6 protein-coding genes are annotated in these 8086 nt (G+C 60.0%); 2 read left to right on the plus strand and 4 right to left on the minus strand.

The features are described from left to right. Positions 1–2: 2 nt before the first annotated feature. Complete coding sequence (locus tag H7C86_RS25630; RefSeq protein WP_182262460.1) at positions 3–1577, minus strand: NCS1 family nucleobase:cation symporter-1; 1575 nt, start codon at positions 1575–1577, stop codon at positions 3–5. Positions 1578–1684: 107 nt separating this feature from the next. Beyond that, positions 1685–2410 (minus strand): GntR family transcriptional regulator, encoded by a 726-nt coding sequence (locus tag H7C86_RS25635; RefSeq protein ID WP_020908886.1) that lies wholly within the window; start codon positions 2408–2410, stop codon positions 1685–1687. A gap of 197 nt (positions 2411–2607) precedes the next feature. Between H7C86_RS25635 and H7C86_RS25640 the strand changes: the two genes are divergently transcribed. Both H7C86_RS25640 and H7C86_RS25645 read left to right on the plus strand, forming a co-directional pair. Further along, on the plus strand, positions 2608–4941 hold the full coding sequence (locus tag H7C86_RS25640) for a LuxR C-terminal-related transcriptional regulator (protein WP_182262461.1): 2334 nt from the start codon (positions 2608–2610) through the stop codon (positions 4939–4941). An 88-nt stretch (positions 4942–5029) separates the two neighbouring features. Further along, positions 5030–7390 (plus strand): LuxR C-terminal-related transcriptional regulator, encoded by a 2361-nt coding sequence (locus H7C86_RS25645; RefSeq protein ID WP_182262462.1) that lies wholly within the window; start codon positions 5030–5032, stop codon positions 7388–7390. On the opposite strand, the gene H7C86_RS25650 is transcribed toward H7C86_RS25645, so the two are convergent. Both H7C86_RS25650 and H7C86_RS25655 read right to left on the minus strand, forming a co-directional pair. Further along, positions 7365–7601 (minus strand): hypothetical protein, encoded by a 237-nt coding sequence (locus tag H7C86_RS25650; protein ID WP_020970572.1) that lies wholly within the window; start codon positions 7599–7601, stop codon positions 7365–7367. The genes H7C86_RS25645 and H7C86_RS25650 overlap by 26 nt on opposite strands. Before the next feature lie 190 nt (positions 7602–7791). Then, positions 7792–8086 (minus strand): C40 family peptidase (locus tag H7C86_RS25655; RefSeq protein WP_182262463.1); only part of this gene is annotated, 295 nt, incomplete at its 5' end.

An 8086-nucleotide genomic window follows, 5' to 3' on the forward strand; every position in this document is an offset into this window, starting at 1 on the left:
GATCAGTCGACCGTCACAGTGTCGGGAGAAGAAGCATTCCGGACAGCCAGGGAAGTGCGCGTGGCGAGTAGGTAGTAGACGGCAAATCCGAGCCCACAACCGATGAACCAGCTGTACTGCGCTGCGGTGTACATCCCGGTGAGGTCCTTGCCCAGGACCGGGACCATTGCGACGACGGCTCCCACCACGGTGGCGATCACTGCAGCAGGATTGTATCCCTTGCTGTACCAGTAGGTTCCGGTCGGCGACATGCTGAACAGTTCGTCGACGATCACCTTCTGCTTGCGCTCGAGGTAGTAGTCGGCAATCAGGATTCCGAACAGCGGACCGATGAAGGCTCCGAGGGTTTCGAGCGTGTAGTGGATGACGTCGGGATTGTTGTAGAGGTTCCACGGGGTGATGAGGATCGAGCCGATCGCCGCGATCATCCCGCCGGCGCGCCAGCTGATCTTCTGCGGGCTCACGTTGGAGAAGTCGAAGGCCGGGGAAATGAAGTTGGCCACGATGTTGATGCCGATCGTGGCGATGGTGAAGGTGAGTGCGCCGAGGACGATGGCGAAGGTGCTGTCGATTCGTGCCACTGTTGCGACGGGATCGGTGATCAGTTCGCCGTACACCGGCAGTGTCAACGACGCCGTGACGACGACCAACACCGAGAATACGAGGAAGTTCAATGGCAAACCGAGGAAGTTGCCCTTCTTGACTGCAGCGAACGACTTCCCGTAGCGGGAGAAGTCACCGAAGTTGAGCATCGGTCCGGAGAAGTACGAGACAACCAGAGCGATCGCACCGAGCATGACCGGCACGGCGTCGAAACCGGAGTACTTGACGTCGCCGAGTGTGAGATCGACAGCGCTCCAGCCTGCCTGGTAGATGAGGTACCCGCACAGCATGAACATCACGACATACACAGCCGGCCCGCAGAAGTCGATGAAGCGGCGGATCGATTCCATGCCTCGCCAGAAGACGCAGGCCTGAAGTACCCACAGGAGCATGAAACTTCCCCAGCCCAGTGCGGAGAGTCCGGCGAATCCGTAGTCTTCGACGACGGCATACGGTGCGAGTGACGGAAAGAGTTTGATCAGTACGACATCGAGGGCTGCCGAAGCGAGGAAGGTTTGAATCCCGTACCAGGCCACGGCAATCAGGCCACGAATGATTGCCGGGATGTTCGCGCCGAGGACACCGAACACGCTGCGGCAGATCACCGGATACGGTACGCCGGTAACTTGGCTGGGCTTGGCGACGAGATTGCAGAAGAAGTAAACGATCGTGATACCGACCAGCAGGGCGACGAGTACTTGCCAGCTGGCCAATCCCAGTGCGAAAAGACTACCGGCAGTGACATATCCGCCGACGCTGTGTACGTCGGACATCCAGAAGGCGAAGATGTTGTACGACGACCAGGTCTGCTTGCGAAGCGGCGCCAGATCCTCGTTGGTCAAACGAGGGTCGTAGCCCGGTTTGATCAGTCCGCCGCCGACAGGGTGGCCCGCGGCTTCGACGAGGTCGGCCGAGCCGGTTTCCTTTGGGGGAGTAGGGGTAGTGGTCGTTCGGGACGGAAGAATGTCGGTCATGACAGCTCCTGTGCATCAGTGCAGGAAATCAGCGGACAGTGCACGAGCTCTCAGCGTCAGTGATGAAAACTGTGTTGAGAGAAAGGTATCGACGCTGTGTTGCACAGCTATTGCGCAATCGGTATATCTTTCTCGGCCAGTAGGCCGGTGTCTGTGGGCAGAGTCGCGATCACGGTGTTGAGTCGGCGATGATGGATTTCGGAAGCACTCAGAAGCGCGGCTGCGTCTCGACGCAGGAATGCGTCCAGCATCGCGGTGTGATCGGAGTGCAGAACCTGGCGATCGACGCCGGCAACATGGACCATCGGCTGTACCGGTTCGGTGATGTTCCAGGCAGCTTCGAACATGTGCAGAAGTCGAAGCATTTGCGACGGTCGGGTCAGTGCGAGGTGAAAGTTTCGGCTCTCACAGTGATAGGACTGAGAGTCGTCGTAGCGCAACGCGATCTCCAGACGGGAATTCACCTCGACGGCGTGTTCGTGATCCTCTTCGGTGGCCTGTTCGACGGCGACGGCCAATGCAGCTGATTCGAGAGTTTCGCGGACGATGTACATCTCGCGCAGTTCTGCCGGCGTCAACTGAGCAACGGTGTAGCCGAATTGGTGGCGGTGGTCGACCAACGACTCTCCGACCAGGGTCTTCAGCGATTCCCGCACTGGTATTCGGCTGACCCCGAACACATCAGCCACGTCGCCGAGAGGGATCGGGGTACCCGGAGGCGCCGAACCCGACAGAATCACTCGGCGCAGTTCGTCGAGGATCGTTTGTTGTGGACTGCCGGGAGCATCGATTACCAGTTGCGTCAGTAGTACCGATCTACGGCGCGGTGGCATGTCGGTCTCCCTTCTCGTCGCTGCCAGGGTAGAAATCCGTTGTTTCGGGCGCGTGACACCGGCATGGCCGTCGTGAATCGCATCTGTGAGGGGCCGACATTTCGACTGCGATGACGAAGCACAAGTGAGCGCTGCTCAGGGCGACGAACGCGGGGGTAGCGTTGATTTGTAGTGGTTGGCAGAAAGCGAGTCGGTCGATGGCATCCGTTGTGCGATCAGAAGCCGACCAGCGAGTTGTCGGCAACTTGCCCTTGGAGCTGACGAGTTTTGTCGGCCGACGGCGTGAGTTGGCCGAAGCCAGAAGATTGTTCGAGTCGTCCCGTTTATTGACGCTCACCGGTATCGGAGGTGTCGGCAAGACGCGGCTCGCGATCCGGCTTGCGAGCGCGCTCCAGCGGGTGTTCCGAGACGGCGCGTGGTTGGTGGAGTTGGGCGAGCAGACGGATCCAGAACTCCTCGAGGATTATGTCGCCGTGATTTTGGGGGTGCGGCCGGTGTCCTCGTCGGACCCGCTGCACACTGTGATCGACTACTGCTCCGATCGCAGTCTGCTGTTGGTACTCGACAACTGCGAACATCTGGTCGATGCCGTCGCTCTGTTTGCCGGTGCGATCCTACGGCGGTGTGCCGGTGTCAAGATCTTGGCGACGAGCAGAGAATCGTTGGGAATGGGCGGTGAGGTGACGATGCGCGTTCCCTCGCTCACCACACCGCAGCAACAGCCGCGCGAATACGAGGGACTTGCCCAGTACGAATCCGTGTCGTTGTTCACCGAGCGTGCGGCTTCAGTCGTCCCCGGTTTCACCCTCACTGAGGAGAACAAGCGCGCCGTTGCTCATATCTGTCACGACCTGGATGGACTCCCGCTTCCGATCGAGTTGGCGGCCGCTCGCCTGCGCGGTATGTCGGCGGAGCAGATCATGGATCGGCTCTCGGATCGTTACCGCCTTTTGACTTCTGGTGGACGCGACGTACCGAGTCGTCAGCAGACTCTCCGCTTGTCGATCGATTGGAGTTACGACTTGTGCTCGCCTCCGGAGCAGCAGCTGTGGGGTCGGCTGACAGTATTTTCCGGCGGGTTCGAGCTGGACGCTGCCGAGGGAGTGTGCGGGCAGGATTCGAGTTCGACGGAAGTGCTCGATTTCGTCACTGCGTTGGTCGAGAAGTCCATCCTCATTCGTGAGGAGATCGACGGCACCGTTCGCTATCACCTGCTCGACCTCCTTCGGGAGTACGGACGAGAGAAGGCCGAGATCTCGAACGACTACGTGGAACTTCAACGGCGCCACCGTGATTGGTTCGAAGCGCTGGTTGTTCGTGCGGAAGCCGAGTGGATCAGTGACCGGCAAGCGGCGTGGATCGCACGGCTGGGTCGTGAACAGCACAACGTCTACGACGCGCTGGAGTTTTCGATTTCCACTACCGGAGAGGCGCGATCTGCGACGCGAATGGTCGCTGCGTTGTACAGATTCTGGCTTTCTGGTGGATTGCTTGTGCAGGCACGGTATTGGACGGATCGAGCTCTGAATACAGAGGATCGGGAGCTCGACCCGTTCCGCGTTGATGTCTTGGCCATCGACGCTGTGAATCACGCGATGCAGGGGGAACTCGAACGGGCACAAGCGCTGGTCGACGAGAGTTGGCTCCTGGCGAATGCCTTGGCGGACGTACGCTCACGCGGTCTCGCGGCATGGGGTGACGGATACGTCGATACGTTCAGAGGCAACTTCGATACCGCTACAGCCAAGTTGGAATCCGCGTTGACGCTGTTTCGATTGGACGAAAATCTGCTGCATGTGGTGATCGGCCTGGACACCCTGGGGATCGCGTACTTTCTTTCCGGGGCCCTCGATCGCTCGGTGGAGTGCAACGAAGAGACTCTCGCGATCACCGTGCCCGCCAACGAAGTCATGTTCCAGGCTTTTGCGTTGGGAACCCTCGGGCTCGTGGGCTGGCTCCGAGGTGAATTAGATGACGCACGTGATTATTTGACGCGAAGTCTGAGAATTCTCGATGCCCCGATGAACTCGGCGTGGTGTATCGAACCACTGGCGTGGATTGCTGCAACGCAACGCGATTGGAAGAATTCCGCGGTTCTGCTCGGCGCGGCAGCCATGTATTGGCAGAAGGTCGGGGGTCGGCTGGCGGGCCTGCCGGGTTTGTCGCCGCATCACGACACTGCGGCAGAGACTGCTCGTAGGGCTATGGGTAAGAGTGCTTTCGACAAGTCGTTTCGCAACGGATTTGTGATGTCCGAGAGTGAAGCTGTCGCGTATGCGCTCGACGAGCGTCGCAGTGTTCCGGGTTCATCGTCAACTGAGGCACCTCACCTGACTCGTCGTGAGCAGCAAGTTGCGGAACTCGTTGCGCGGGGCCTGACCAATCGCGCTATCGCGGAACATCTCGTGATCTCGCTTCGTACGGCTCAGGGTCATGTGGAGCATGTGCTGACCAAATTGGGTTTCACCTCCAGAGCGCAGATCGCGGCGTGGTTCGTGTCGACCGAGCAGGAGACCGACTCCCGAGGCTGAGATCGCGGGCAGTGGTGAGCGCTTCTCGGGTGCAGTTCGCGGGGGTAGCGTTGGTTTTGGAGTGGAATCGCAGAAAGCGAGTCGGTCGATGGCATCCGCTGTGCGTGCAGAAGCCGATCATCGGGTTGTCGGTAACTTGCCGTTGGAGTTGACGAGTTTTGTCGGTCGGCGGCGTGAGTTGGCCGATGCCAGAAGATTGTTCGAGTCGTCCCGTTTGTTGACGCTGACCGGCGTCGGGGGCGTGGGCAAGACACGTCTCGCGATTCGGCTTGCGGGTGCGCTGCAGCGGGTGTTCAGCGACGGTACCTGGTTGGTGGAGTTGGGGGAGTTGTCGGATCCGGATCTGCTCGCGGATTATGTCGCCGTGACTTTGGGGGTGCGGCCGGTTTCGTCGTCTGATCCGCTGCGCGCTTTGATCGAATTTTGCGCCGATCGGAGTCTGCTGTTGGTGTTCGACAACTGTGAACACCTGGTGGATTCGGTTGCCCGGCTTGCCGGGGCGATCTTGCGTCGGTGTGCTGGTGTGAAGATTCTGGCGACGTCGCGAGAGTCTCTGGGTGTGGGCGGTGAGGTGGTGATGCGGGTTCCTTCTCTCACTACGCCGGAACTGCGGGGGCCGCGCGCTTTCGACGGACTGGCTCGGTACGAGTCTGTTTTGTTGTTCGCAGAAAGAGCTGCGACTGTGGTGCCGGGTTTCGTGTTGACCGAAGGGAACCGGAATGCCGTTGCCCGTATCTGCCACGATCTGGACGGATTGCCGTTGCCGATCGAGTTGGCTGCTGCTCGGCTGCGATCTATGTCGGCGGAGCAGATCATGTATCGGCTTTCTGATCGTTACAGCCTGTTGACTTCCGGTGGGCGTGATGTTCCCAGTCGTCAGCAGACCCTGCGATTGTCGATCGATTGGAGTTACGACTTGTGCTCACCGCGTGAACAACGGTTGTGGGCGAGGCTGTCGGTGTTCTCGGGTGGGTTCGATCTCGATGCTGCCGAGGGTGTTTGCGGGCAGGATTCGAGTTCGACGGAAGTGCTCGATCTCGTCACTGCGTTGGTCGAGAAGTCCATCCTCATTCGTGAGGAGATCGACGGCTCAGTCAGATACCACCTTCTCGATCTACTCCGGGAGTACGGACGAGAGAAGGCCGAGTTCTCGAACGACTACGCGGAACTTCGATGGCGCCACCGTGATTGGTTCGAAGCGCTGGTCGTTCGTGCGGAAGCCGAGTGGATCAGTGACCAGCAAGCTGCGTGGATCGCACGGCTGGGTCTTGAACTGCACAACGTCTACGACGCGCTGGAGTTTTCGATCTCGACGCCGGGTCAGACGCGATCAGCGACGCGAATGGTCGCGGCGCTGTACCGATTCTGGGTTCTCGGCGGTCGGATCGCTTCGGCGCGGCACTGGGCGGATCGAACCCTGAGAGCTTCCGATGGGGAGCCGGACACTTATCGCGTGGAAATTCTGTGTATCGACGCCGTAGCGCATGGGATGCAGGGTGACCTCGTCCGGGCGCGCGGACAGGTAGCGGAGAGTTGGCGCCTTGCCGAGGTCGTGGGAGATGTACGCTCTCGAGGCCTGGCTGGATGGGCGGACGGATATGTCGACACGTTCAACGGCGAATTCGACACTGCCGCCAGGAAGTTGGAGGCTGCCGTATCGCTTTTCCAATCAGCTGAGAATCTGGAGCACAAAGTGGCCGGCTTGATTACCCTCGGGCTCGCTTGCATCTTTACCGGCGCGCTGGAGCGGTCGGTGGAGTGTTTCGACGAGTCCCTTGCCATCACCGGACCGCCGCACGAAGTGATGTATCAGGCGTCGGCGCTTAGCAATCTAGGGCTTGTGGACTGGTTTCGAGGTGACCTCGAGCGCGCACGTGACCATTTGGCGCGAAGTCTGCGGGCCACGGCCGCTTCAATGAACTCGGCGTGGTGTATCGAACAGTTGGCGTGGATTGCTGCAGCGCAACGTGATTGGAAGCAATCGGCGGTTCTACTCGGCGCTGCGGCGATGTACTGGCAGAAGGTCGGGAGTCGGCTCGCGGGGCTTCCGATCTTGTCACCCCACCATGACAAGGCGGCAAACGATGCTCAAAAGGCATTGGGTAAGGGCGCTTTCGACAAGCAGTTTCACCGGGGAATTGTGATGACCGAGGGTGAAGCTGTCGCGTACGCGCTCGACGAGCATCACAGAGTCCCGGAAACATCGTCGACCGAGGCGATTCGACTTACTCGTCGTGAACTGCAGGTTGCGGAACTGGTTGCGCAGGGCCTGACCAACCGCGCTGTCGCAGAGCATCTCGTCATTTCGCCGCGGACAGCACAGGGGCACGTGGAGCACGTGCTGACGAAATTGGGTTTCACCTCCAGAGCGCAGATCGCGGCGTGGGTGGTATCGACTGCGCAGGAGCGTGACTCGCGCGAGGTCAATGGTTCAGCAGATCGGAGCTGAAGTCCGATTGCAGTTCTCCCCTATCGTCGCCGCACAGGCAGAACACCGGGTACCGCTTACCTAGTTCTCGCCGTTGAAACAATACTCGCAGCGGTCCGGACGCATCCGCGCGCGGGGATTCCGTGAGCAACGTGTACAGCCACGGCCCCTCGTCCAATTCGACGATGGCGAGAACGGTCGTGGGGTCACCGTGAACCGTTCGCCAGGACACGACAGTGCCGTCTCCGCAACACCGCGTTACGTCCAACCGCGCTCCGCGACACCTGGTGCAGACCGCGCTCGCGGGGGAGAGGATGGCATCACATTCCGCGCATTGGGGGAGTGTCAAGCATTCGGATCGTGATGAACGGCCCGAATATCGTTGCGATACATGACTTTTTGTCAAGTTGACGTGATACATGTCAGTAGCGCCGGGCGAGATAGTATGGCATCGAGTCCACGGGTGCGCGTTTGACCGACTCCCCGGACGTCGGGGCGTGAAGGACCTCACCGCCTCCGGCATAGATCCCCACATGTTCCCCGCCGTAGTACAGGACTACGTCACCTGGCTGGAGATCGTCCCGGGAAATCGGAGCTCCGCCGACCGCCTGGTCGTAGGTAGTTCGCGGAATTGAAACGCCCGCTTGTGCATAGGCCCATTGAACGGGCTCTCCGCATTTGAGCGGGGCGTGTGCTGATTTCATGCTGCTGGTCTCT

This window comes from Rhodococcus sp. UFZ-B548, from assembly GCF_903819475.1.
Taxonomy (GTDB): Bacteria; Actinomycetota; Actinomycetes; order Mycobacteriales; family Mycobacteriaceae; genus Rhodococcus_F; species Rhodococcus_F erythropolis.

Bases quoted from the DNA above. Each gene is read 5' to 3' on its own strand.
- H7C86_RS25645 (WP_182262462.1), top strand. From the start codon at position 5,030: ATGGCATCCGCTGTGCGTGCAGAAGCCGATCATCGGGTTGTCGGTAAC.
- H7C86_RS25630 (WP_182262460.1), bottom strand. From the start codon at position 1,577: ATGACCGACATTCTTCCGTCCCGAACGACCACTACCCCTACTCCCCCA.
- H7C86_RS25640 (WP_182262461.1), top strand. From the start codon at position 2,608: ATGGCATCCGTTGTGCGATCAGAAGCCGACCAGCGAGTTGTCGGCAAC.
- H7C86_RS25635 (WP_020908886.1), bottom strand. From the start codon at position 2,410: ATGCCACCGCGCCGTAGATCGGTACTACTGACGCAACTGGTAATCGAT.